The 22,263-nt window shown below is 72.0% G+C and carries 22 protein-coding genes and 1 pseudogene; 3 read left to right on the forward strand and 20 right to left on the reverse strand.

The genetic code is table 11. From position 1 onward, the window contains the following. The first annotated feature begins 82 nt into the window (after nucleotides 1-82). A complete protein-coding gene (locus tag O7600_RS13080; protein WP_281593838.1) occupies nucleotides 83-676 on the forward strand; it encodes a methyltransferase domain-containing protein in 594 nt (197 codons plus the stop codon). Between the two features lie 46 nt (nucleotides 677-722). Here the strand turns inward: O7600_RS13080 and O7600_RS13085 are convergent, their stop codons facing one another. From O7600_RS13085 to glyA, 14 genes are all read right to left on the reverse strand, one after another. Beyond that, nucleotides 723-1,274, reverse strand: coding sequence for a hypothetical protein (locus O7600_RS13085; RefSeq protein WP_281593839.1), 552 nt, complete (start codon nucleotides 1,272-1,274; stop codon nucleotides 723-725). Between the two features lie 890 nt (nucleotides 1,275-2,164). Next, a complete protein-coding gene (locus tag O7600_RS13090; RefSeq protein ID WP_091571258.1) occupies nucleotides 2,165-2,620 on the reverse strand; it encodes a DUF2550 domain-containing protein in 456 nt (151 codons plus the stop codon). Between the two features lie 12 nt (nucleotides 2,621-2,632). After that, complete coding sequence (locus O7600_RS13095) at nucleotides 2,633-2,911, reverse strand: F0F1 ATP synthase subunit epsilon (RefSeq protein ID WP_047893558.1); 279 nt, start codon at nucleotides 2,909-2,911, stop codon at nucleotides 2,633-2,635. Between the two features lie 109 nt (nucleotides 2,912-3,020). Beyond that, nucleotides 3,021-4,163, reverse strand: a complete 1,143-nt coding sequence (locus tag O7600_RS13100) for an LCP family protein (protein WP_281593840.1) — start codon at nucleotides 4,161-4,163, stop codon at nucleotides 3,021-3,023. A 213-nt stretch (nucleotides 4,164-4,376) separates the two neighbouring features. After that, nucleotides 4,377-5,822 (reverse strand): F0F1 ATP synthase subunit beta, encoded by a 1,446-nt coding sequence (atpD, locus tag O7600_RS13105; RefSeq protein ID WP_281593841.1) that lies wholly within the window; start codon nucleotides 5,820-5,822, stop codon nucleotides 4,377-4,379. After that, nucleotides 5,822-6,751: a F0F1 ATP synthase subunit gamma gene (locus O7600_RS13110; protein WP_091571246.1), complete on the reverse strand. Its 930-nt coding sequence runs from the start codon at nucleotides 6,749-6,751 to the stop codon at nucleotides 5,822-5,824. Before O7600_RS13110 ends, atpD begins: the two co-directional genes overlap by 1 nt. 4 nt (nucleotides 6,752-6,755) lie before the next feature. Then, nucleotides 6,756-8,408 (reverse strand): F0F1 ATP synthase subunit alpha, encoded by a 1,653-nt coding sequence (gene atpA, locus O7600_RS13115; protein WP_281593842.1) that lies wholly within the window; start codon nucleotides 8,406-8,408, stop codon nucleotides 6,756-6,758. 85 nt (nucleotides 8,409-8,493) lie between these two features. After that, entirely contained in the window at nucleotides 8,494-9,315 is an 822-nt protein-coding gene (locus O7600_RS13120; protein ID WP_281593843.1) for a F0F1 ATP synthase subunit delta, read from the reverse strand. Further along, entirely contained in the window at nucleotides 9,315-9,854 is a 540-nt protein-coding gene (locus O7600_RS13125; RefSeq protein WP_281593844.1) for a F0F1 ATP synthase subunit B, read from the reverse strand. Before O7600_RS13125 ends, O7600_RS13120 begins: the two co-directional genes overlap by 1 nt. 30 nt (nucleotides 9,855-9,884) lie before the next feature. Further along, nucleotides 9,885-10,118 (reverse strand): ATP synthase F0 subunit C, encoded by a 234-nt coding sequence (locus O7600_RS13130; RefSeq protein ID WP_091571232.1) that lies wholly within the window; start codon nucleotides 10,116-10,118, stop codon nucleotides 9,885-9,887. A 70-nt stretch (nucleotides 10,119-10,188) separates the two neighbouring features. Next, on the reverse strand, nucleotides 10,189-10,986 hold the full coding sequence (atpB, locus tag O7600_RS13135; protein WP_091571229.1) for a F0F1 ATP synthase subunit A: 798 nt from the start codon (nucleotides 10,984-10,986) through the stop codon (nucleotides 10,189-10,191). A gap of 11 nt (nucleotides 10,987-10,997) precedes the next feature. Then, nucleotides 10,998-11,234, reverse strand: coding sequence for an AtpZ/AtpI family protein (locus O7600_RS13140; RefSeq protein WP_089154997.1), 237 nt, complete (start codon nucleotides 11,232-11,234; stop codon nucleotides 10,998-11,000). Between the two features lie 174 nt (nucleotides 11,235-11,408). Next, nucleotides 11,409-11,840 carry a hypothetical protein gene (locus O7600_RS13145; protein ID WP_281593845.1) on the reverse strand — a complete coding sequence of 144 codons (432 nt, stop codon included), beginning with the start codon at nucleotides 11,838-11,840 and terminating at the stop codon, nucleotides 11,409-11,411. Continuing rightward, the gene (gene glyA / locus O7600_RS13150; protein WP_281593846.1) at nucleotides 11,833-13,122 is read right to left on the reverse strand and encodes a serine hydroxymethyltransferase; all 1,290 of its coding nucleotides are present in this window, start codon (nucleotides 13,120-13,122) and stop codon (nucleotides 11,833-11,835) included. The genes O7600_RS13145 and glyA overlap by 8 nt, the downstream gene beginning before the upstream one ends. Nucleotides 13,123-13,157: 35 nt before the next feature. Between glyA and O7600_RS13155 the strand changes: the two genes are divergently transcribed. Next, entirely contained in the window at nucleotides 13,158-14,624 is a 1,467-nt protein-coding gene (locus tag O7600_RS13155) for an SDR family oxidoreductase (RefSeq protein ID WP_281593847.1), read from the forward strand. A 105-nt stretch (nucleotides 14,625-14,729) separates the two neighbouring features. Here the strand turns inward: O7600_RS13155 and O7600_RS13160 are convergent, their stop codons facing one another. From O7600_RS13160 to prmC, 4 genes and pseudogenes are all read right to left on the reverse strand, one after another. After that, nucleotides 14,730-16,841, reverse strand: a complete 2,112-nt coding sequence (locus O7600_RS13160; protein WP_281593848.1) for a transglycosylase domain-containing protein — start codon at nucleotides 16,839-16,841, stop codon at nucleotides 14,730-14,732. Nucleotides 16,842-16,953: 112 nt separating this feature from the next. Continuing rightward, on the reverse strand, nucleotides 16,954-17,565 hold the full coding sequence (locus O7600_RS13165; RefSeq protein ID WP_281593849.1) for a phosphotyrosine protein phosphatase: 612 nt from the start codon (nucleotides 17,563-17,565) through the stop codon (nucleotides 16,954-16,956). Continuing rightward, a pseudogene (locus tag O7600_RS13170) lies at nucleotides 17,566-18,219 on the reverse strand (L-threonylcarbamoyladenylate synthase); the annotation flags it as partial. Continuing rightward, a complete protein-coding gene (prmC, locus tag O7600_RS13175) occupies nucleotides 18,210-19,157 on the reverse strand; it encodes a peptide chain release factor N(5)-glutamine methyltransferase (protein WP_281593850.1) in 948 nt (315 codons plus the stop codon). The pseudogene O7600_RS13170 and the gene prmC, both read right to left, overlap by 10 nt. A gap of 73 nt (nucleotides 19,158-19,230) precedes the next feature. Here prmC and O7600_RS13180 point away from each other — a divergent pair, with 73 nt between their 5' ends. Then, complete coding sequence (locus O7600_RS13180; protein WP_281593851.1) at nucleotides 19,231-20,784, forward strand: GGDEF domain-containing protein; 1,554 nt, start codon at nucleotides 19,231-19,233, stop codon at nucleotides 20,782-20,784. 67 nt (nucleotides 20,785-20,851) lie between these two features. Here the strand turns inward: O7600_RS13180 and prfA are convergent, their stop codons facing one another. Together prfA and rpmE are read right to left on the reverse strand one after the other, a co-directional pair. Continuing rightward, nucleotides 20,852-21,940 carry a peptide chain release factor 1 gene (gene prfA / locus O7600_RS13185; protein ID WP_281593852.1) on the reverse strand — a complete coding sequence of 363 codons (1,089 nt, stop codon included), beginning with the start codon at nucleotides 21,938-21,940 and terminating at the stop codon, nucleotides 20,852-20,854. A 90-nt stretch (nucleotides 21,941-22,030) separates the two neighbouring features. Beyond that, nucleotides 22,031-22,255 carry a 50S ribosomal protein L31 gene (gene rpmE / locus O7600_RS13190; RefSeq protein ID WP_013288272.1) on the reverse strand — a complete coding sequence of 75 codons (225 nt, stop codon included), beginning with the start codon at nucleotides 22,253-22,255 and terminating at the stop codon, nucleotides 22,031-22,033. Nucleotides 22,256-22,263 lie beyond the last annotated feature (8 nt).

Below are 22,263 nucleotides of genomic sequence, written 5' to 3' on the forward strand. Positions count from 1 at the left end.
CGGTGCCCCTCCTCCGACTGGCCGGTGTGCCGGCCCACCGCACGAGACCCGGACCGCGTACGCCCACTTAGCGTCGGTGGACGTGATCAGCGACGCCCCCGCCTTCCTCGGCCAGTTCGCCCGGCACCCGCTCGCCACCGGCGCGGTGCTGCCCAGCGGATCGGCGCTGGCCCGGGACATCACCGCCGCCGTCCCCCGGACCGGGCAGCCGCTGGTGGTCGAACTCGGCCCCGGCACCGGCGCCTTCACCCGCACCATCCAGCAGCGGCTGGCCGGACGCGGCCAGCACCTGGCGGTCGAGCTGAACCCCAGCTTCGCCGCCGCGCTCTCCCGACGTCACCCGGCCGTACAGGTCATCCGCGCGGACGCCGCCACCCTCGACCGGGTGCTGTCCGACCGGCACCTGCCCGCCGCCGACGTGGTGGTGAGCGGGCTACCGTGGGCGGCGTTCGGCGTGGGGCGTCAACTCGCCGTCCTCGACGCGGTGCTGCGAACGCTCCGGCCGAGCGGCGCGTTCACCACGTTCGCGTACCGGCACGCGCTCGCGACCCGGCCGGCCCGTCGCTTCCGGCGACTGCTGACCGGCGCCTTCGAGGAGGTGACCGTCGGCCGGACGGTCTGGTCGAACCTGCCACCGGCCCTGGTCTACCACTGCCGCCGGCCCGTGCCGCGCTGACATGCGAAAGGCCGGCACCCCGGTTTCGGGGTGCCGGCCTTCGGTGTCACTTGGTCCAGTGCTCGGCCACGATGTCGGTGGCCTGCTTCTCCCACTGCGCGTACGCGTCGGGGTAGGCGGAGACCTGCACGGTCTGGGCGGCGTCGGTCAGCGGCATCTTGTCCCAGCCGTCGACCTGCTTCAGACCCTTGAGGAAGGCCAGGGTGGAGTACTCGGGGTCGGTGATCTGCTCCGGCGTGCCCCAACCGCTGGAGGGGCGCTGCTGGAACAGGCCCAGCGAGTCGTGGTCGTTGCGGTCGCCGAGGTGCCCGAGGTTCTCCAGCTTCGACTCCTGCAGGGCGGTGGCGATCGAGATCACCGCGGCCCGCTCGTTCATGCCGGCCTTCTTCGTCGCGGCGATGATCGCCTTCGCGTTGGCGGTCTGCTCGTCGTTCAGCGTGATGGTCGACTGCTCACCCTGCACGGAGGCGACCGCGACGGGCTTACCAGCGGCGTGGGCGGGGGTGTCGGCGTGGGCGGCGACCGGACCGGCGAACACGCCACCGGTGAAGGCCAGACCAGCGATACCCAGGATGCTCTTACGCAGGATCGTGTTCATGAGGGGGCTCCATTCGGGGGTCAACACACCGGGGGTGTGGGCACCGTCAGGCGCGCGAAGAAGTCTTGGGGGGATCCGGCTGCTCGTGGAGCCGGGGGGCCAGCTCACGGGGGCCGGGGTGTCCGGCAGGCTCGCGGGGCGGGGGGCCCGCACGCGGCGCCGGGATGATGTGTAACGACCGGCGGCCTGCCGTCATTCCCGCCGGGGGCGGGGTGGCGGCTCGGGGGTGTTCGCCTGCTCGGTCGTTCACCCGTCTACAACGCCGCCGAGCCTGCGGCGATTCCACACCCGGGGTGCCGCCCACCACCACCGAACCGGACACCCACCCCGCACCCACGCACTCGGGCGGAACCCCACGGGCGGGTGCACCCCGACCCCGCAGACACCCATGACGTTCCACCCAGCGCGTGCCAACCCCGTCGGTGGAACACCATGGGTGTGTCCCGGCCCCGCAGACACCCACAGCGTTCCACCCAGCGCATGCCAACTTCGCGAGTGGAACACCACGGGTGCCTCACAACCCCCCGAAGACCCCCACCACGTTCCACCCACCAGCCACCAACCCCCACGCCACGTCGATCAAGGAGTTTGTGTCGACAATCCTCGGCGGCACTACGCAAACTCCTTGATCAACCAGTCGGTCGAGGAGGACGCCAGGGCGAGGGCGCGGGGGCGGCCACAGGGCGAGAGCTTGGAGAGTAGGGGCCTAGAGGAGGGGCGCTCAGCTTCCTAGATCTCGCGACGCCTCGCTCGGTGCCGGGAACGGGACGGAAGCGGCGTCCGCGTGCGGAGTCGGAGCGCCACGACGAGGAGGTGGTCGTGTCCGGCCGGGGGGTGATGCCGGCACTTCGCCGCGGCGGGTCGATCGGACCGCTCGGACGGCGGCCGGGTCAGGCGGCGGGCCAGTCCTGGGAGGCCAGACGCGGCGAGACCGCCCCCGGAGGGGCGGCCTCGAGCCAGGAGAGGAATCCGGTGACCGTGGAGCGCGCCATGGCGATCTCGACCGGAGCGTGGTGGCTGGTACAGCGGAGGATCACCCAGTCGGACGGCATGGAGAAGCGCTCCTGCCCTTCGGGCAACCGGCGCCGCTCCACCGCGAGCCCCTTGCGGGACAGCACCCGCTTCGGGCGGAGCGCGAAGCTGAACATGCGGTACCAGCGGAGTTCGTCGCCGACGAAGCGGCCGAAGCCGGGGGACCACCCGCGACCGTCGAGCACCGTGGTGACCCGGACGCTCAGCCGGATGATGCCCCCGCTACGGGTGAACAGAGCCCGCCGGACGAAGAGAACCAGAAGCGCCACGACGACGACCGCGACGCCGATTCCGATCCCTTCGACGATCTCCATCGGCGGGTCGGCTCAGCGGGCCGGGGTGGCCGGGGTGGCGCTCTCGGCCAGGACGGTCACGCCCTCGCCGGTCACCGACAGGAAGCCGCCGGCGACGTCGTACGCGACCTGCTGGCCACCGGCCTGCTTGATGCGTACCTGGCTGGGCTCCGCGAGCTGGCCGAGCAGGGGCGCGTGCCCCGGCAGCACACCAAGCTCACCCTCGGTCGTCCGGGCGACGACCATCTCGGCCTCGCCGGTCCAGACCTTCTCCTCGACGGCTACGAGCTCGACGTGAAGCTGCTGTGCCACGCTGTCTCCTTGCTGCGGCGGCGGATTGCCGAAAGTCTAGTCGCGCCCCCGCCGCCCACCCAACGCGGGTGGTGAGAGCCGGGCCACGACGGCCCCGCACCCGCTCAGGCTACTTGGTCTTCTGCTTGAAGTCGGGGTGCTCCAGCAGGAACGCGTCCAGCTGCTCGGCGCGCAGGGCCGCGAAGAAGTCGTCGGCCGGGGGCAGCAGTTGCTCCCCTCGGTAGGCGCTGCCGCTGCCGATCGGGCCGCCCGGCAGCTTGATCGTCTCGATCGCGTCGGGGCGGATGCCCTTCAGTGCCACTCCGAAGTCGACCACGCTGTTGCCTCGGCCGTTGAAGATCAGCGACTGCCCGGCCGCGCGCAGCACCCGGTCCAGCTTGATCGGGTTGGCCACCACGTCGGCGCTGAACGCCTGGCTCACCATTGCCTTGACGAACTGCTGCTGGTGCCGTTGCCGGCCGTAGTCCGCGTCCGGCACGCCGTTCTTCGGGTAGCGCTGCCGCACGTAGTCCAGGGCCTGCCAGCCGTTCAGGTGGGCGTTGCCCTTCTCGTACTTGGCCTGCGGGCCGAGGTAGCCTCCGCCGCCGGGCTTGAGCTGGCGGGCCGAGCCGTCCGGCTTGAGGTGCTCGGACTTGACGTCCCGCTCGATGTACATGTCGACGCCACCCATGGCGTCGACGATCTTCTTGAACCCGCTGAAGTTGATGATGGCGCCGGCGTCGAAGCGCTTGATGCCGGTGACCTGCTGGACGGTCTTCGCGAGCAGTTCGAAGCCCTGCGCCGCGCTCGGGTTCTTGCCCGGCACGTTGCTGCCGTGGGACATGGCGGCGTTGATCCGCTCGGTGCCGCCGGCGTAGTCGGCCTTGGGGAAGGCCGGGATCTCCACCCGCAGGTCGCGCGGGAGCGAGAAGAGGTAGCCCCGGTCCATGCCGGCCGGCACGTGCAAGATCATGATCGAGTCGGAGAGCGGGCGGGCCGTCGGGGTGCGGGGGTCCACGCCGACCAGGAGGATGTTGAGCGGCCCCTTGATGTCGCTCTTCTTCTCCGTCGCGCCGGCCGCCTGGTCGCCGAAGAGGTCGCCCTTGCCGACCGAGCCCTCGTAGCGGGCGACCAGGACGTGATAGCCCACCAGCACCGAGCCGCTGAGCACCATCATGACGATGCCGAGGATGGTGCTGACGCGGGCCCACCGGGGCACGCCACGCCACATGGACCGCTTGCCGCGATCCGTGCCGCCCTTACCCACGAGCATCTCCAATCGTCGCGCCACGAAGAGGAGACGGGCGCGGGGGTCCGTTTCGTTGCAGAGATCGACGGTCGGGATGTGAAGTCGTGTCAGGAACGGTACCGCGCGCGTCGGCGAACCGCTTGCCGGTGAACCGGGCATCTGGTAGGGAGGCGCCCTGAACAGGCGAAGGCCGCCCCGACAATCGTCGGGGCGGCCTCCGTGGATGTGATCGGGCTCTCAGCCCTCCTCACCCATCAGCTCCTTGGCCTTGGCCTTGAGGTCCTCCAGGCCGCCGCACATGAAGAACGCCTGCTCCGGGAAGTGGTCGAACTCCCCCTCGCTGATCCGGCGGAAGGCGTCGATGGTCTCCGCGATCGGAACCGTCGAGCCCGGTACGCCGGTGAACTGCTCGGCGGCGTAGGTGTTCTGCGAGAGGAACCGCTCGATCCGGCGGGCGCGGCCGACGGTGAGCTTGTCCTCCTCGGAGAGCTCCTCGATGCCGAGGATGGCGATGATGTCCTGCAGGTCCTTGTAGCGCTGCAGGATCCGCTTCACCTCGGTGGCGACGGCGAAGTGCTCCTCGCCGACGAACTCCGGGGCGAGGATCCGGGACGAGGACGCCAGCGGGTCCACGGCCGGGTAGATGCCCTTGTCGGAGATCGACCGCTCCAGGTTGGTGGTCGCGTCGAGGTGGGCGAACGTGGTGGCCGGCGCCGGGTCGGTGTAGTCGTCGGCGGGCACGTAGATCGCCTGCATCGAGGTGATGGCCTGGCCCCGGACGGAGGTGATCCGCTCCTGGAGCTCGCCCATCTCGTCGGCCAGGGTCGGCTGGTAACCCACGGCGCTCGGCATGCGGCCGAGCAGCGTGGAGACCTCGGAACCGGCCTGGGTGAAGCGGAAGATGTTGTCGATGAAGAGCAGCACCTCCTGCTTCTTCACGTCACGGAAGTACTCCGCCATGGTCAGGGCGGAGAGCGCGACCCGCAGGCGGGTGCCCGGCGGCTCGTCCATCTGGCCGTAGACCAGCGCGGTCTTGTCGATGACGCCCGACTCGGTCATCTCGGCGATGAGGTCGTTGCCCTCGCGGGTGCGCTCACCCACGCCGGCGAAGACCGAGGTACCACCGAAGTTCCGGGCCACCCGGGTGATCATCTCCTGGATGAGCACCGTCTTGCCCACACCCGCGCCGCCGAACAGGCCGATCTTGCCGCCCTTGACGTACGGGGCGAGCAGGTCGATGACCTTGATGCCGGTCTCCAGCATCTCGGTCTTCGGCTCCAGGTCCGCGAAGGCCGGAGCCTTGCGGTGGATGCCCCAGTGGTCGTCGGCCTGGATGGTCTCGCCCTCGGTGAGGTTGAGGCACTCGCCGATCGCGTTGAACACGTGGCCCTTGACCGCGTCGCCCACCGGCACGCTGATCGGCGCGCCGGTGTCGCGGACGTCGGCGCCCCGGACGAGGCCGTCGGTCGGCTGCATCGAGATGGCGCGGACGAGGTTGTCACCCAGGTGCTGGGCGACCTCCAGGGTCAGCGTCTTCTCACCGCCGGAGAGCGTCACGTCGACGTGCAGGGCGTTGAACAGACCCGGCATGGCGTCGCGCGGGAACTCGGCGTCGACGACCGGGCCGATGACCCGGACCACGCGACCCGTGGCCGTCTTGGTCTCCACTGCGGATACAGTCATCACACTTCACTTCCCGACGCGGCCAGCGCGTTCGCGCCGCCGACGATCTCACTGATCTCCTGGGTGATCCCGGCCTGACGGGCCGAGTTCATCTCACGCGTGTACTTCTCGATCATCTCTTCGGCGTTGTCGGTGGCGCTCTTCATCGCCCGCCGGCGGGCGGCCGACTCGCTCGCCGCCGACTCCAGCAACGCCGCGTAGATCCGCGTGTTGATGTACTTCGGCAGCAGGGCGTCGAGCAGCGACTCCGGCTCCGGCTCGAACTCGTACGCCGGCAGCAGGCCCTCGGACCGCGGGCGGTCCTCGACCTGCATCGGGCCGACGATCCGGGTCACCGGGTTCTGGGTCATCAGGGACTTGAACTCGGTGTAGACGATGTGCAGCTCGTCGACCCCGAGGATCCCGTCCGCGCCCGCGTCGCCGTCGGTGTCGTCCGCGCCCGCGGTGAACGCCTTGATCAGCGTCTCACCGACCTCACGAGCGTCCTCGAACGACGGCTGCTCCGAGAAACCGGTCCAGCTGGCGGCGATCTCTCGGTTGCGGAACCGGTAGAACGCCACGCCCTTGCGACCGATGACGTAGAGCACCGGCTCCTTGCCGTCGGCGCGCAGCCGGGCGATCAGCGACTCGGCGGTCCGGATCGCGTTCGAGCTGTAGCCGCCGGCCAGACCCCGGTCGGACGTGACCAGCAGGACGCCCGCCCGCCGCACCCGCTCGCGCGGGGTGAGCAGCGGGTGGTCGATCCGCGCGTTCGAGGCCAGCGCCGTCAGCACGCCGGTGATCGCCTCGGCGTACGGCAGCGAGGCCGCCACCTTGGCCTGGGCCTTGGCGATGCGGCTCGTCGCGACGAGCTCCATCGCCTTGGTGATCTTCTTCATCCCCTTGGCGGAACGGATCCGCTGTCGGAGAACGCGTACCTGGGCGGCCATCGGATCAGCTCTCGGCCGGGCGGTCGGTGGTGCCGTCGCGGAAGCGGGTCACCGTCTCGCGGGTCTCCTCGCCCTCCAGCGGCTGCGCCGGCGCGTCGTTGACCCGGACCTCGTCCTCCTTGCCCAGGAAAACCTGCTTGAACTCGGTGATGGCCGAGTCCAGCGAGGAGATGATGTCGTCGTCCCACTTGTTGTCCGCGATCGCCGCGAGCACGCCCTCGTGCTTGTGCCGGAGGTACTGCAGGAACTCCGACTCGAAGCGGCGGATCTCGCCGACCGGGACGTCGTCCAGCTTGCCCTCGACGCCGGCCCAGACGGAGACGACCTGCTCCTGCACCGGGTACGGCGAGTAGTTCGGCTGCTTGAGCAGCTCGACCAGGCGGGCGCCACGGTTCAGCTGGTTCTGCGACGCCCGGTCCAGGTCGGACGCGAAGGCGGCGAACGCCTCCAGCTCCCGGTACTGGGCCAGGTTCAGCCGGAGTGAACCGGCGACCTTGCGCATCGGCTTCACCTGCGCGGCGCCACCGACCCGGGACACCGAGGTGCCGACGTTGATGGCCGGTCGGACGCCCTGGTTGAACAGGTCGGTCTCGAGGAAGATCTGGCCGTCGGTGATCGAGATGACGTTGGTCGGGATGAACGCCGAGATGTCGTTCGCCTTGGTCTCGATGATCGGCAGGCCGGTCATCGAGCCGCCGCCCAGCTCGTCGGAGAGCTTGGCGCAGCGCTCCAGCAGGCGGGAGTGCAGGTAGAAGACGTCACCCGGGTAGGCCTCGCGGCCCGGCGGGCGGCGCAGCAGCAGCGACACGGCGCGGTACGCCTCGGCCTGCTTGCTCAGGTCGTCGAAAATGATCAGGACGTGCTTGCCGCCGTACATCCAGTGCTGCCCGATGGACGAGCCGGTGTAGGGCGCGAGGTACTTGAAGCCGGCCGGGTCGGAGGCCGGGGAGGCGACGATGGTGGTGTATTCCATCGCGCCGGCCTCCTCCAGCGTCCCCTTGATGGAGGCGATGGTGGAGGCCTTCTGGCCGATCGCGACGTAGATGCAGCGGACCTGCTTGGTCGGGTCGCCGGAGCGCCAGTTGTCGCGCTGGTTGAGCACCGCGTCCAGGGCGACCGTGGTCTTGCCGGTCTTCCGGTCGCCGATGATCAGCTGACGCTGGCCACGGCCGATCGGGGTCATCGCGTCGACGGCCTTGATGCCCGTCTGCAGCGGCTCGAACACCGACTGCCGGGCCATCACGTTCGGGGCCTGGAGCTCCAGCTCGCGGTAACCCTCGTTGGCGATGTCGCCGAGGCCGTCGATCGGGTCGCCGAGGGCGTTGACCACGCGGCCGAGGAAGGCGTCGCCGACCGGAACCGAGAGCACCCGGCCGGTGCGCTTGACGCGCTGCCCCTCCTCCAGCTTGGCGGAGTCACCCAGGACGACGACACCGATCTCCCGGACGTCGAGGTTCAGCGCCACGCCGAGCGTGCCGTCCTCAAACTCCAGGAGCTCGTTGGTCATGGTCGAGGGCAGGCCCTCGACGTGGGCGATGCCGTCACCGGTGTCGGCGACGGTGCCGACCTCCTCGCGGGAGACGTCGGTCGAGTAGGAGGAGACGTAGCGCTCCAGGGCGCCGCGGATCTCCTCCGTCGAGATGGTCAGCTCGGCCATCCTCTGCTTCCTTAAAGTTCAGGGGCCCGGGATACCTAGTACCGACCGGTCCGATGGCGTCGAATCAGGGCTGCTAAGACGCTGATCAGCGCTTCGCGAGCGCGTTGCGGGTCTCGTTGAGGCGGCGCAGGACGGTGCCGTCGTACAGGTCGGAGCCGACCCGTACGCGCACCCCGCCGAGCACGTCGGGGTCGACCGTCTGCTTGACGGACACCTCCCGACCGTACATCTCGGTCAGGCGGGCACCGAGGCGTCGCTCCTCCTCGTCGGTCAGCGGGGCCGCCACGGTCACGTACGCGACCTGCCGGTCCCGCCGGTCGGCGGCCAGCTCGACCAGCCGGGTGAGCGCCCCGATGAAGGAGCGTCCCCCGAAGCCTGCCAGCGCGGCCTCGACGAGGCGGACGGTGACCGGACGGGCCTTGCCGTCGAGCAGCTGGCCGGTCAGGCCGGCCCGCCGCTCGGCCGGGGCCATCGGGTCGGAGAGCGCGTTGGACAGCTCGGTGGAGCCGGAGACGACCTGCCCGAAGCGGAACAGCTCGTCCTCGACCTCGCCCAGTTCGCCGGCGGAGTCGGCGCTCGCCAGGAGCGCCTCCACGCCGAGGCGCTCGACGCCGTCGAGCAGCTCGGACGGGGCCGACCAGCGGCCGGAGACCAGCGAGGCGACCAGATCGAGCGCCTCCGCGCCGACCTTGCCGTTCAGGATCCCGGTGAGCAGCGCGCCACGGTCCTCGCCGGAGCGGGCCGGGTCGGACAGCGCCCGGCGCAGCCGCGGCTCGCGCCGCAGCAGGGCGGCGACGGAGAGGATGTCGTCGGCGGTGGTGGCCACCGCCGACGGCTCCGCGCCGCGGACGTACGCGTCGAGGCGCTCGACCCCGGCGGAGTACGACTCCCGGCTGGCGGCCTGCATCAGCGGGCCCCCGTGCTCTCGAGACCGTTCAGGAACCGGTCCACGGTGCCCTTGCGACGCGCCTCGTCGGCCAGCGACTCACCGACGATCTTGCTGGCCAGGTCCACCGCGATGGTGCCCATCTCGGTGCGCAGCTCGCGCACGATGGTGGCCCGCTCGGCCTGGAGCTGCTCCTTGCCGGCCGCGATGACCCGGTCGGACTCCTCGCGCGCCTTGGCGAGGATGTCCTGACGGATGCCCTCGGCGTCGGCCCGGGCGTCGTCGCGGATCTTGGCGGCGTCGGTACGCGCCTCCGCGAGCTGCGCCCGGTACTGCTCGAGCAACTGGTTCGCCTCGGCCTGCGCGGCCTCGGCGCGCTTGATGCCACCCTCGATCGCGTCGACCCGGGCCTGGAACGTCTGCTCCATGCGCGGGAAGACGAACTTCATCAGCACGAAGCAGAGGACACCGAAGGCGACCAGCCCGACCACGATCTCCTCCCAGACGGGAATGATCGGGTTGTGGGTCGTCTCACCACCCTCAGCGGCGAGGAAGAACATGGAAGACCTCCCGGTCGAAGGGGGGCTGGATTAGAGCTGGCCCTGCCAGATGAAGCCGAACGCGATGCCCAGCAGCGCAAGCGCCTCGATGACGGCGAAGCCGATCCAGACGTAGGGAAGGGTCATCCGGGACGACTCCGGCTGGCGGGCGGTCGACTGGATGTAGGCCGAGAAGACCAGGCCAACGCCGATGCCCGGGCCGATGGCCGCGAGACCGTAGCCGATGGCGGCGGTGCTGCCCTCTACCGCGGCGTAGATGTCCATTGGTTGGTTCCTCCTGGTTATCACGCGTGACTCTCACGCGGGACGACAACGGTTGGTGCGGAAGATCGGATCAGTGCTCGTCGGCGAGGGCGCCCTGCACGTAGCTGGCGGTCAGCACCGTGAAGACGTACGCCTGCAGACAGATCACCAGGAACTCGAGGAAGGTCAGCGCGATCGTCATCGTCCAGGACAGCACCGAGACCGGTGCCAGCCAGGCGTTGGCGCTGATCATGGCGAACCCGCCGAGCGTGAAGACCAGCAGGAGCATGTGGCCGGCGAACATGTTCGCGAAGAGACGAACGGCGAGCGAGAACGGCCGGACGATGAAGGTCGAGAAGAGCTCGATCGGGATCAGCAGCGGCAGGATGAACCAGGGCGCCGGCGGAACCAGAGAGTTCTTGAAGTACTTCACGAAGCCGTGGTGCCGGATGCCGACGTAGTTGAACATCACGTAGCTGATCACGGCGAGGAAGGCCGGGAAGGCGATGTGCGAGTTCGGCGAGATCTGGAAGAACGGCACGATCGCGAAGAAGTTCGTCAGCAGGATGAAGCAGAAGAGCGTGGTGAAGTACGGCGCGAACCGCACCCCCGCGTGCCCGATCATGTCCACCGCGATGTTGTTGCGCACGAAGCCGTAGATGGACTCGGCGAACCACTGCTTCTTGGTGGGAACGAGCTGCGGGTTCCGGTAGCTGACCAGGAAGAAGATGATCAAGATACCGACGGCGACCCACACCATCGCCGTGATCTTGGTGAACCAGTACGAGTTCTCCGCACCCCAGGGCAGGATGCTGGGCAGGTAGAAGTCCCCCACGCTCGGTGGGAATTCCGCCTGGCCCTGAGCCAGGACGTTCGCCTGTCCGAACACCGCGTCCCTTCCTAAGTAGGCGTGCCCAGCCGGCGGACGACCAGGATGATGCCCCCGGCCATGCCGAGCACGACCCCGATGCCGGTGGCGATGCCGCCGGTATCGAGCCAACGGTCGACCAGCCAGCCGATGAAACCCCAGACGAGCATGCCCCCGATGAGGTATGAGAGCGCGGTCCAACCCTGACCGGCACCGGACGGAACATCGCCCGAGCCGCCAGCGTTGGGGGGTTTCTGGTCACCGGCCATGACGGGGCGAACGATATCAGTCGAGCAGAAGAGGTTGTGCCTCACCCCCCGCACAACCTGGTTGTGTGGGACACGGGCGGGCGAAGTCGTCTGGAGGCACCGTACTCCTCCCCCGCCACTGAGAGAATGACCGATCGCGGACACACCGGCGCGTCGCCCGAAGGGTGGGACGAGTCAGCGCGCGTGCCGTCGCGCGTGGACGGTGGCCAACCACCAGATGTGCACTCCGGTCCAGACCACGACACCCGCCGCGACGCCGACGCAGAACGGGATCAGCCCCGGCCAGCCGGTCGAGGCGACAAGCACCATCACCCCGCCCAGCGCGGTCATCTTGGCCACGTAGAGGCCCAGCCCGAACGGCAGCACGAGCTGCGGGTCCCGGGCGTCCGCCCAGGCCAGCACGACGGTGGTCAGCGTGTAGCTGGCCGCCGTGACGGCCACCCCGGCCGCCGCGCCGAGCGCGCCGTCCGCACCGCGCCACACCCCGCCGGCCACCGCCGCCACCGCGGCCACGACCGCCACCGCGGCCAGCAGCACGGGCAGGTGACGCAGTCGCCAGCCCCGGTCCGCGGCCGCCTCCGCCGCGCGCGTCCCCGGCTCAGCCACGGGGGTACGCCGGGAACGCGGTGACCAGCTCGGTCACGTCGGCGGCGATCCGGGCCAGCTCGTCGGCGCCCCCGGGAGACTCCGGATCCGTCCGCACCGCCCGGCCGACCAACGCCGCGATCCGGCGCATCTCCGGATCGCGCATGCCCTGGGTGGTGACGCTCGGCGTGCCCACCCGGATGCCCGAGGCGACCATCGGCGACTGCGGGTCGTACGGGATCGCGTTCTTGTTGAGCGTGATGCCGGCGGCGTCGCAGCGCGCCTCGGCCTGGGCGCCGGTCACACCGGCGTCCCGCAGGTCTAGCAGGGCCAGGTGGGTGTCGGTGCCGCCGGAGACCGGGCGCAGGCCCTCGGCGGCCAGCCCGTCGGCCAGCGCGCGGGCGTTGCCGACCACCTGGGCGGCGTACGTGCGGAACTCCGGCTGCGCGGCCTCGCGCAGCGCGACCGCCTTGGCGGCGACCGCGTGCATCAGCGGGCCGCCCTGGGTGAACGGGAAGACCGCCTTGTCGATCCGCGCGGCGAGCGACTCCCGGCACAGGATCATGCCGCCGCGCGGGCCGCGCAGCACCTTGTGGGTGGTCGCGGTGACCACGTCGGCGTGCGGCACCGGCGACGGGATCGCGCCGCCGGCCACCAGGCCGATGAAGTGGGCGGCGTCCACCATCAGGTACGCGTCGACCTCGTCGGCGATCTCCCGGAAGCGGGCGAAGTCGATCAGGCGGGGGTACGCGGTCGCGCCGCAGATGATCAGCTTCGGCCGGTGCGCCCGGGCCAGGTCGCGCACCTCGTCGTAGTCGATCGTCTCGGTGTCCGGCCGGACCGGGTAGCCGACCGGGTGGAACCACTTGCCGGAGAAGTTCACCCGGCTGCCGTGGGTCAGGTGGCCGCCGTGCGGCAGGTCCATCGCCAGCACCGTGTCGCCCGGCTGCACCAGGGCGGCGTACGCGGCCAGGTTGGCGCTCGCCCCGGAGTGCGGCTGGAGGTTGGCGTGCTCGGCGCCGAACAGCTCCTTGGCCCGGGCGATTGCCAACTCCTCGGCGCGGTCCACCTCGGCGCAGCCGCCGTAGTAGCGCCGGCCCGGGTAGCCCTCGGCGTACTTGTTGGTCAGCGTGGAGCCGAGCGCGGCCAGCACCGCCGGCGAGGTGAGGTTCTCGCTGGCGATCAGTTGCAGGCCGCCACGCAGCCGGTCCAGCTCTCCCAGCACCACCTCGGCGATCTCCGGGTCGACGGTGCTGAGCTGCTGGAAGTCCGGTCCCCAGAAGGTGTCCCTCGCGTTCTCCACAGCGAAGGAGTCTACGGAGCCGCACACTGGATGCCGTGAGATGCCTCGTCACCGGTGCGACCGGCTACATCGGCGGGCGCCTGGCGCCCCGGCTGCTGGCCGAGGGACACACCGTACGCTGCCTGGCCCGCAAGGCGGGGCGGCTGCGCGACGTGCCCTGGGCGGCCGAGTCGGAGATCGTCGAGGGCGACCTGAGCCGGCCGGAGACGCTGCCGGCCGCGTTCGAGGGCGTGGAGGTGGCGTACTACCTGGTCCACTCGTTGGGGCAGCGCGGCTTCGAGTCGGCCGACCGGGAGGCGGCGACGAACTTCGCCGAGGCGGCGCGCGCCGCGGGCGTACGCCGGATCGTCTACCTGGGCGGGCCGGAGCCGGCGGAACGGGAGGCGCTGCCCTCGGCGCACCTGCGGTCCCGGGCGGAGGTCGGCCGGATCCTGCTGGACAGCGGTGTGCCGACCGCGGTGCTGCGCGCCGCGGTGATCATCGGGTCTGGCTCGGCGTCGTTCGAGATGCTGCGCCACCTGACCGAGCGGCTGCCGGCGATGGTCACCCCGCGCTGGGTGCGCAACCGGATCCAGCCGATCGCGGTCCGGGACGTGCTGCGTTACCTGGTCGGCTGCGCCTCCCTGCCGCCGGACGTGAACCGGGGCTTCGACATCGGCGGCCCGGACGTGCTGACGTTCGCGCAGATGATGCAGCGCTACGCCCGGGTGGCCGGGCTGCGGCGGCGGATCATCCTGCCGGTACGGCCGCTCACCCCGTCGCTCTCCTCGCACTGGGTCGGCCTGATCACCCCGGTGCCGAACGCGATCGCCCGGCCGCTGGTGGAGAGCCTCATCCACGAGGCGGTGGCGCACGAGCACGACATCGCCCGCTACGTGCCGGACCCGCCGGAGGGGCTGACCGGCTTCGACCAGGCGGTCGCGCTGGCGCTGGCGAAGGTGCGCGACGCGCAGGTGGAGACGCGCTGGTCGACCGCGAGCGGGCCGGACGCGCCGGCCGAGCCGTTGCCGTCGGATCCACACTGGTCCGGTGGCACCGCCTACACCGACCTGCGGGAACGGGCCGTGGAGGCACCGCCGGCGGCGCTGTGGCGGGTCATCGAGGGCGTGGGCGGCGAGCACGGCTGGTACTCGTTCCCGCTGGCCTGGTCGGTGCGGGGCTGGCTGGACCGGCTGGTCGGCGGCGTCGGGCTGCGCCGCGGCCGGCGCGACCCGCACCGGCTCCAGGTCGGCGAGGCGCTGGACTTCTGGCGGGTCGAGGAGATCGTCCCGGGTGAGCTGCTGCGGCTGCGGGCCGAGATGCGGCTGCCCGGCCGGGCCTGGCTGGAGATGCGCGCCGAGCCGACCGGCGAGGGCCGCAGCCGCTACGTCCAGCGCGCGGTCTTCCTCCCGCACGGCCTCCCCGGCCACCTCTATTGGGCCTCGGTCGCCCCGTTCCACGCCGTCGTCTTCGGCGGCATGGCCCGCAACATAGCCCGAGGCGCCGAGCAGAACCCCGCGTGAGCCCGCGCGATCTTGCACTTGCGGCCCGACTTTCGCGGCCTGTGCCGCTTTCGTCCGGGCCGCAAGTGCAAGATCGGCGGGGTGGGGGTGGGCCGCGCAGCGGGGTCAGTTGCCGGTGCGGGGGCTGGTGTGGTCGAACGCGACGGGCTGGCCCGGGGGGACGAAGTCCTCGACCGGCTGGTCGCGCAGGGCCCAGGCGAGGATGCGGCCGACGGCGGCGATCTGCCGCTTCTGCACGCCGCCACCGACCGCGTCCCGAGGGTCGTCCGGGTTGGCGGCGATGGTCGCCACGGAGAGCTGCGGGGTGAACGCGACGACCGTCTCGGTGGCGTTCCGCTCCGAACTGCCGGTCTTGCCGGCGAGCGGGCGGCGCAGGCCGGGGGCCAGTTCCTCGGCCGTGCCGCCGTCGCACTTGCGGTACATCGACTGGTCGCCGACCGGGCAACGGCTGGCGTCGGCGGCCGCGCGGGCCACCTCGGTGTCCAGCACCTGCCGGCAGTCGGTGTTCCCGGCGGCCACCTTGCGGCCGGAGGCGTCGGTGATGGAGGTGACCGGGGTGGGCCGGCACCAGGTGCCCTCGGCGGCCACCGTGGCGTACGCGTTGGCCAGGTCCAGCGGCGTGGTGGCGGAGACGCCGAGCGTGAACGGCCCCCAGTTCTTCGCCCCGTCGCGGGCCATCCGCGCGTCCTCGGGGGCGCGGAACACGATGCCCAGCCGCTCGGCCATCTCGACCACCCGGTCCGCGCCGACCCGCTCGGTCAGCCAGGCGAAGTAGGTGTTCACCGAGCGACCGAACGCGTCCCACATGTCCCGGTCGCCGTCCATCCAGTAGGTGTTGGCGTTCTCCGGGCACCACCGGCCGCCGCAGCTGGCCGGCCCGCCGTCGATCGGGTACTTCGTGACGTAGACCCGGGGGGCGTCGAACTCGGTGTCCAGCGGCAGCCCGGACTCCAGCGCGGCCAGCAGCGCGAACAGCTTGAACGTCGAGCCGGCCTGGTAGCCGGTGATGCCACCGCCGCCGGCCACCAGCTGGTTGACCGTGTTCGGGTAGTTCTGCTGCCCGGCCGGGTTCGCGGCCACGCCGTAGGTGCGGTTGACCGCCATGGCGAGGACCCGCCCGGTGCCCGGCTGCACCACCGCGGTGGGCGCGGCGCGCTGGATCGTGTCCGGGTAGATCGCGCGTACCTGCTCGGTGGTCTTGCCCTGCACGTCCGGGTCGAGCGAGGACACGATCGACCAGCCGCCCCGGCGCAGCGTGCGCTGGCGCTCGTCCACGGTCTTGCCGAACGCCGGCTGGGCGTTCCACCACTGGGTGAACCAGTCGCAGAAGAACCCCCAGTCGTTGTGCCCGGCCGGCACGGCGGCGCAGTCGTTCGGGGTGCTCTTCGGGTCGAGGGCCAGCTCCGTCGCCTTCGCCGCGGCGGCGTCCGCCGCGCTCACCCGGCCGGTCTCCACCATCCGGTCCAGCACGTACGCCCGGCGGGCCACCGCCGCGTCGGCGTCACCGTTGATCGGGTCGTCGCTCGCCGGCGAGCGGACCAGCCCGGCGAGCAGCGCGGCCTGGGCCAGCGTGAGCCGGTCCGGGGTGGTGGAGAAGTAGCGCTTGCTGGCGGCGGCGATGCCGTACGCGCCCGCGCCGAAGTATGCGATGTTCAGGTACCGCCCGAGGATCTCGTCCTTGCCGACCTGCCGTTCCAGCGTCAGCGCGTACCGCATCTCGCGGATCTTGCGGCCGACGGTGATCTCGGTGGCCGCGGCCCGCTGCTCCTCGGTCAGCCGGGGGTCACCGGCCAGCGCGTTGCGCACGTACTGCATGGTCAGCGTGGAGGCGCCCTGCCGGGTGCCCTCCCGGCGGTTGGCCGTGAACGCCCGCACCACGCCGCGCACGTCGACGCCGTGGTGCTCGTAGAAGCGCACGTCCTCGGCGGCCACGATGGCGTCCCGCATCACCGGCGCCACCTCGCCGACCGGCACGTCCACCCGGTCCTCGACATAGAACGAGGTGATCAGCGTCTGGCCGTCGTTGGCGTAGAGGTTGGACCGCTGCGCCGGCTGCGGCGCCTCGAGCGCCTCCGGCAGCGCGGTGTACGGCATCAGGTTCTTCACGCCCAACCCGAGGACCAGCGCGGCCGGCAGCGCCGCAGCGGCCAGGGCCAGCCCGGCGAGCACGCCGGCGAGCAGAACGGTGAACAGCTTGTCGAGATGGGCCCGGTTCATCAGCTCTCCCCGCAGGAGCCGGCCGTACGGACCCGTCAAGAATGACCGGAATCGCCGCTTTCACCGCCATCTTCGGCGAAATGCGCAGGAAGTTCGCGAGAAAGGATGAACGTCAGGGCAGCAGCGCGGCGGCCAGCGGCTGGACCGTCTCCTCGATCTCGTCGGCCACCCGGCTGAAGCACTGGTCGCCCCGACCCCACGGGTCGTCCAGGTCGTCGGTGGCCAACGCCGACGCGCCCCGGCGCAGCGCGTCGACCGCCGCCACCAGCGCTACCCCACGGGCGTGCACGGCGTCCGGGGTCGGCTCGGCGGGCAGCAGGGCGGACCGGTCGAGGCCGCCGAGCAGCCGGCCGAACTCGCCCAGCACGAACGTGCGCCCGGCGGCGTCCGGACGCAGCGCCACCACGTACTCCTGCTGGTCGGCGGTGGCGGTGAGCACCAGGTCGGCGGCGTCGATGAGGTCCGAGCGGAGCCGGCGCGCGGCGAACCCGGCCACGTCACCGCCGCGCGCGGTCACCTGCCGGGCGGCGGGCGGGTTCATCTCCTCGCCCGCGTGCCAGCCACCGGTGCCGGCGCTGTGGCTGTGCACCAGCGCGTCCGAACCGGCCGGGTCGACGTCGAGCCGGCCCAGCCGCTCCCGGACCGCGAGCAGCAGCAGCCGCTCGGCCATCGGGGAACGGCAGATGTTGCCCATGCAGACGTGCAGGACGGTGAAGGGCGGCACTCAGACCCCCCGCTCGTCGCGCATGTCCGGCACCACGTCGCGCAGCTTCGCCAGCGTCACCGCGCCCTGCCGCAGCACCCGCGGCACCTCGCCGGTGAGGTCGACGATGGTGCTCGGCACCGGATCCACCGCCGGCCCGGCCTCCAGATAGGCCCGCACGCCGTAGCCGAGCTGGTCGCGCGCCTCCTCCGCGGTGAGCGCGGCGGGCTGGCCGATCTTGTTGGCCGAGGCCACCGCCATCGGCCCGGTCTCCCGCAGCACCTCCAGCGCGACCGGGTGCAGCGGCATCCGCACCGCCACCGTGCCGCTGGTGTCGCCCAGGTCCCAGGCCAGGCTCGGCGAGTGCTCCACCACGATCGTCAGCGCACCCGGCCAGAACGCCTCGACCAGGTCACGGGCCGCCTGCGGCAGCGAGAACACCAGGCCGTCGAGCGTGTGCCGGGAGCCGATCAGCACCGGCGGCGCCTGCCGGGCGCCGCCCTTGGTGTCCGCCAGGGCCTTCACCGCGTACGGGGTGAAGGCGTCCGCCCCGATCCCGTAGACCGTGTCGGTCGGCAGGACGACCAGTTCCCCGTTCTTGACCGCCTCGATGGCAGCGGCGATGCCGCGGTCCCGGTCGGCGGGCGACCGACAGTCGTAGAGCATCACGAGGAGTCAGTCTGCCACGCCGCGCCGGGGTCGGCGTGTCGGCCGTCCGCCCGGCGGGACGCCGTCGCCCAGCGGGGCCGCCCGGCCAGGTCCCGGTGCTCCGCCACGCGCTCGTAGCGGCCGTCGCCGGCGAGCAGCGCCGGCACCGCCGCGGCGTGCGTGTCGTCGTGCTCGACGCCGATCGCGCCACCCGGTCGCAGCAGCGTCGCGGCGCGGGCCACCACCGGGCGGATCACGTCCAGCCCGTCCGCGCCGCCGAACACCGCCTCGTCCGGGTCGTGACCGGCCACCTCCGGCGGCACCACCACCGACCGGGGCACGTACGGCGGGTTGCAGAGCAGCACGTCGACCCGGCCCGCCAGGTCGGCCAGCAGCTCCGGGTCGGTGACGTCGGCGACCACCACCTCGACCGGCCGGTCCCCCGCCCCGGCGCGGGCGGCGGCGTTACGGCGCAGCCAGGCCAGCGCGGCCGGGGACCGTTCCACCGCCACCACCCGGGCCGACGGCACCTCCTGCGCCAGCGCGAGGGCGATCGCGCCGGAGCCGCTGCACAGGTCGACCACGAGCGGCGCGGCGATCCGGCGGGCGCGGTCGATCCCCCAACCGGCGAGCAGTTCGGTCTCCGGCCGGGGCACGAACACCCCCGGGCCGACCGCCAACTCCAGGTGCCGGAACCCGGCCGCGCCGAGCAGGTGCTGCAACGGCTCCCGGGCCACCCGCCGGGCGACCAGCGCGTCCAGGCGGTCGCGCTGGGCCGGCCCGAACCCGTCGGCCAGCGCCAGCCGGCCACGCGGCACCGCCAGCACGTACGCGGCCAACTGCTCGGCCTCCGCGCGGGGCGCCTCCACCCCGGCCGCGGCCAGCGCCCGGGCGACCCGGGCCACCACCAGGGAGGCCCGTTCGCGTTCTGTCCCTTCGGACGGGTGTTGCGGGAGTGTGCTCACGCAATAATCATGAAGCGTCGCGGGTCACCTCACGAGCGGGTGCGTCCGGGCGCACACGGCAGGGAGGTCGCGAGTGGGCTGGCTCGACCAGGTCGAGGACCAGGTTGACGCCCTCCGACGTGCCCGGGCGTTGCAGGAGGTCAGCCGCTCGGCGGAGGCCTGCGTCCTGCTCGACCGGGTGATCCGCACCACCGACGACCCGTACGCGCGCGCCGACGCGCTGGTGCAACGCCTCTCCGCGCTGATCAATCTCGGTCGGACGGCCGAGTTCACCCGGGCCATCGAGGACGCCTCCGCCGCCGTGCGGGACCTCGCCGAGCCCTACCTGCACGGGCACCTCAACGCGCTCGCCGCGCTCGCCGCCCACCACCAGGGCGCGCTCGACCGGTGCGTCATGCACCTGGTCCGGGCCGCCCGGGCGCTGGGCGCCGACGACACGCCGGACCGGGACACCGCCTGGGGCTGGCACGACCTGGCGATGGCGTACTCGTACCTCAGCTTCCACGGCCACGCCCTCGGCGCGATCGAGCGGGCCCGCGAGGTCGGGCTGAGCGCTGGCATCCCGGAGGAGACGTTCGCCGCCCCGGGGATCCGGCTGCGCAACGCGGTGGCCCTGGACCACAACGGCGACAGCGACGGCTGTCTGCGGGTGCTCCGCGACGTGGCCGGCGACCTGGCCCGGTTCCTGCGCGGCGGGCGGGCCGGCAACCTGCGCCCCAGCAGCCTCGCCGCCTACGGCTACGCCGCCGCCCGGCGGGCCGCGCTCGGCGACCGGGTGGAGTCGGCCGGGGACGCCGACCCGAACCGGCTGCTCGGTCACGGCGGGGACAGCGCCCGCGCCCGCGACCTGCGCCAGCTCGGCCAGGTCTGCCTGGCGGTCGCCGCCGGCCGGCCGATCGAGGCGGTCACCCGGCTGGACGCGCTGCGGGTCTCCGACGAGACGCTGGGCGCGGCCGAGGCGCCCCGGCTGCGCAGCGTCGCGCTGGCCCGGGCCGGCGACCACGCCGGCGCGCACCGGGCCGACCGGCACGCGTTCCGGCTGGCCGCGCGGCGCAGCGACCGCCTGCGGGACGTCTACATCGACGGCATCGCCGCCCGGATCGACCACGAGGAGATGCGCCGCGAGGCGGCCCGGTACGAGGGAGAGGCGCTCACCGACCCGCTCACCGGCCTGCCCAACCGGCGGCGGTTGGAGCGCTACCTCGGCGCGGTGGTGTCCCGGGGCGAGCGGGTGGTGATCGGCGTGTGCGACCTCGACGGGTTCAAGGCGGTCAACACCCGGCACGGCCACCACTCCGGCGACCTGGTGCTGCAACGGATCGCCGGCGTGATCAACCGGGTGATGCGGCGGGGCGACTTCGTCTCCCGCTACGGCGGGGACGAGTTCGTCGTGGTGCTCCCGGACACCGGCATGACGGAGGCGGTGGAGGTGGCGCGGCGGATCGAGGCGGCCGTCCGCACCGAGGACTGGGAGTCGCTGGTCCCCGGCACCCCGGTCGGCGTGACGATCGGCTTCGCCGAGGTCGACGGCAGCACCACGGTCAGCGTCCGGGAGGCGCTCGGCACCGCGTTCGAGCTGGCCGACCGGGCGATGCTGCGCGCCAAGGACCGGCTCCGCGCGAGCTGAGCGGTAAGGAAGGGCCCCCTGTTAACGCCTCCGGTAGAGGAGGGGCCCCCGCTTAACACCCCGGCGGTCAGCGGCGGGACAGCTCGGTCTCGCCGGCCAGCCGGGCCGCGCGGTCCGCCTCGGCCAGCGCGTCGAGCACCCCGTCCAACTCGCCGGCCAACGCCAGGTCGAGGTTGTACGCGGTGTAGCCGATCCGGTGGTCGGTGATCCGGTTCTGCGGGAAGTTGTAGGTGCGGATCCGCTCCGACCGGTCCACGGTGCGGACCTGCGCCTTGCGCGCGTCGGAGGCCGCCGCGTCGGCCTGCTCCTGGGCCGCGGCGAGCAGCCGGGCGCGCAGGATCCGCATGGCCTGCTCCCGGTTCTGCAGCTGTGACTTCTCGTTCTGGCAGGACACCACGATGCCGGTCGGCACGTGGGTGATCCGGACCGCCGAGTCGGTGGTGTTGACCGACTGGCCACCGGGGCCGGACGAGCGGAACACGTCGATCCGCAGCTCGTTCGGGTCGATGGTGACGTCGACGTCCTCCGCCTCGGGCAGCACCAGCACACCGGCGGCGCTGGTGTGGATCCGGCCCTGCGACTCGGTGACCGGGACCCGCTGCACCCGGTGCACGCCGCCCTCCCACTTGAGCCGGGACCAGACGCCGTTGCCGCCGTCCGGCACGCCCTTGGTCTTGATCGCCAGCGAGACGTCCTTGACGCCGCCCAGGTCGGAGTCCTGGGCGTCGATCACCTCGGTGACCCAGCCGCGCCGCTCGGCGTAGCGGGTGTACATCCGCAGCAGGTCGCCGGCGAACAGCGCGGACTCCTCGCCGCCCTCGCCGGCCTTGATCTCGACGATCACGTCCTTGGCGTCGTGCGGGTCGCGCGGGATGAGCAGCTCCGCCAGCCGCTCCTCCAGCGCCGGCAGCGAGGCCGCGATGGTCTCCGCCTCGGCGGCGAACGTCGCGTCCTCGGCGGCCAGCTCACGGGCCGCGGCCAGGTCGGCCCGGGCCTGCTCCAGCTCGCCGGCCGCCTTGTGCAGCGGCACCAGTTCGGCGTACCGGCGGCCGACCCGCCGGGCGGCGCCCTGGTCGGTGTGGATGGCCGGGTCGGCGAGCCGCTTCTCCAGCTCGGCGTACTCGTCGAGGAGGGCGGCCAGGCGCTCACTGCTCATGCTGCGGATGCTCCTTCGGAAGACGCCGGGCGGAAAACGGACGAACGCCCGTGCCCGGCACGGAGCCGGACACGGGCGTCGTCGACGGAGCTACTTGGCCTTCTTGGCCTGAACCTTGGCGTACTTCTGCTGGAACTTCGCGACCCGACCGGCGGTGTCCAGCACGCGCTGCTTACCGGTGTAGAACGGGTGGCAGGCGCTGCAGGTCTCGACGCTGATGGCGCCGCCCTTGGCGGTGCTGCGGGTCGTGAACGTGTTGCCGCAGGAGCACCGGACCTCGGTGGTCACGTACTCCGGGTGGATGTTGGGCTTCATGTCGCCTC

Source organism: Micromonospora sp. WMMA1998 (assembly GCF_027497375.1).
Classification (GTDB): Bacteria; Actinomycetota; Actinomycetes; order Mycobacteriales; family Micromonosporaceae; genus Micromonospora; species Micromonospora sediminicola.

Bases quoted from the DNA above. Each gene is read 5' to 3' on its own strand.
- O7600_RS13085 (WP_281593839.1), bottom strand. From the start codon at position 1,274: ATGAACACGATCCTGCGTAAGAGCATCCTGGGTATCGCTGGTCTGGCC.
- O7600_RS13090 (WP_091571258.1), bottom strand. From the start codon at position 2,620: ATGGAGATCGTCGAAGGGATCGGAATCGGCGTCGCGGTCGTCGTCGTG.
- O7600_RS13100 (WP_281593840.1), bottom strand. From the start codon at position 4,163: ATGCTCGTGGGTAAGGGCGGCACGGATCGCGGCAAGCGGTCCATGTGG.
- atpD (WP_281593841.1), bottom strand. From the start codon at position 5,822: ATGACTGTATCCGCAGTGGAGACCAAGACGGCCACGGGTCGCGTGGTC.
- O7600_RS13110 (WP_091571246.1), bottom strand. From the start codon at position 6,751: ATGGCCGCCCAGGTACGCGTTCTCCGACAGCGGATCCGTTCCGCCAAG.
- atpA (WP_281593842.1), bottom strand. From the start codon at position 8,408: ATGGCCGAGCTGACCATCTCGACGGAGGAGATCCGCGGCGCCCTGGAG.
- O7600_RS13120 (WP_281593843.1), bottom strand. From the start codon at position 9,315: ATGCAGGCCGCCAGCCGGGAGTCGTACTCCGCCGGGGTCGAGCGCCTC.
- O7600_RS13125 (WP_281593844.1), bottom strand. From the start codon at position 9,854: ATGTTCTTCCTCGCCGCTGAGGGTGGTGAGACGACCCACAACCCGATC.
- O7600_RS13130 (WP_091571232.1), bottom strand. From the start codon at position 10,118: ATGGACATCTACGCCGCGGTAGAGGGCAGCACCGCCGCCATCGGCTAC.
- O7600_RS13140 (WP_089154997.1), bottom strand. From the start codon at position 11,234: ATGGCCGGTGACCAGAAACCCCCCAACGCTGGCGGCTCGGGCGATGTT.
- O7600_RS13160 (WP_281593848.1), bottom strand. From the start codon at position 16,841: ATGAACCGGGCCCATCTCGACAAGCTGTTCACCGTTCTGCTCGCCGGC.
- prfA (WP_281593852.1), bottom strand. From the start codon at position 21,940: ATGAGCAGTGAGCGCCTGGCCGCCCTCCTCGACGAGTACGCCGAGCTG.
- rpmE (WP_013288272.1), bottom strand. From the start codon at position 22,255: ATGAAGCCCAACATCCACCCGGAGTACGTGACCACCGAGGTCCGGTGC.